Source organism: Hymenobacter agri, from assembly GCF_054778495.1.
Window position 1 is genome coordinate 1 of sequence record NZ_BAAGZM010001031.1, and the last position, 976, is coordinate 976.

Below are 976 nucleotides of genomic sequence, written 5' to 3' on the forward strand. Positions count from 1 at the left end.
GGGGCGGGCGGCCGCTGGGCCCTGGCCGGCTGGACGCTAACCCTCACCGACAACACCGGCCGCACCGTGCGGGGCGTGGCCTATCCCATCGAAACCGACGATAAAACCGGCGCGGTGCGACGGTTTTATTTCAACGGCATCGCTTACAAGCGGCTGTAGCAACCACCGTTGCTATGGTGCTGGCCCGGCCTGTGGTTCAGCTTGCCAGCCAGCCTCGGCCGTCGGTTTTTGCAGGGGCTAACTCATTCCATTCACCTACTTATGCGCCACCTTTTTTCTGCACTATTGCTTTTCCTGCTGGTGGGCTTGGGCCCGGCCAACGCCCAAACCAAGCCTGCCACTGCGAACCGGCGCCCGCCCGCGGCCGTTCCGCCCACGGCCGGTGCTTTGCCCACCAAATTCTTCACCACTTACACCTACGCGGTATACCTGATTTACGCACCGAAATACAGCAGCAAGCCCACCAATACGCGCGGGGTAGGCGGCACCCTCACGCTGGGCCCCACCGGCCGCTACGAGAAAAAGCTGGAATTCCCCGGCCCCTACGGCACCAACCACTTCGATGAAACCGGCCGCTACACCATCAAAGGGAAGAACATTGAGTTCACCTACTCCGACTCGAAAGGCAAGCCGGTGACGTACGGCGGCACATTCAGCTACAGCGAGCCGGCGCTGGCCCTGTCCATGATTCTGAACCAGGAGGCTGACGGCGGGCGCGAGGTGTTTGGTTTAGTCGTGAAAGGCTCGGAAACGGTGAAGCGCACCTTCAACGACGACGGCACCGTGAAGCTGGGCGACTGAGGCGCGGGGCCGGAAGCCGGGTGGCGCGTTTTCTTTGAGGAAAATCTACGCCGCTACTTATGCCGACCTTTCTCCGCGACCTCATTTGCCCCGCCGCCGAGCTGCCTGCCGCCGACGTGTGCCTCGTGGGCCTGCCCCTCGACTTTGGCACCGTGCTCGAAGGCGGCCGCGCCGG

Annotated in this window: 1 protein-coding gene; it reads left to right on the forward strand. The window is 63.2% G+C overall.

The window, feature by feature from the left end; genetic code table 11:
- The first annotated feature begins 261 nt into the window (after positions 1-261).
- Entirely contained in the window at positions 262-801 is a 540-nt protein-coding gene (locus tag ACYVDE_RS24240) for a hypothetical protein (RefSeq protein WP_460504086.1), read from the forward strand.
- Positions 802-976 lie beyond the last annotated feature (175 nt).

Bases quoted from the DNA above. Each gene is read 5' to 3' on its own strand.
- ACYVDE_RS24240 (WP_460504086.1), top strand. From the start codon at position 262: ATGCGCCACCTTTTTTCTGCACTATTGCTTTTCCTGCTGGTGGGCTTG.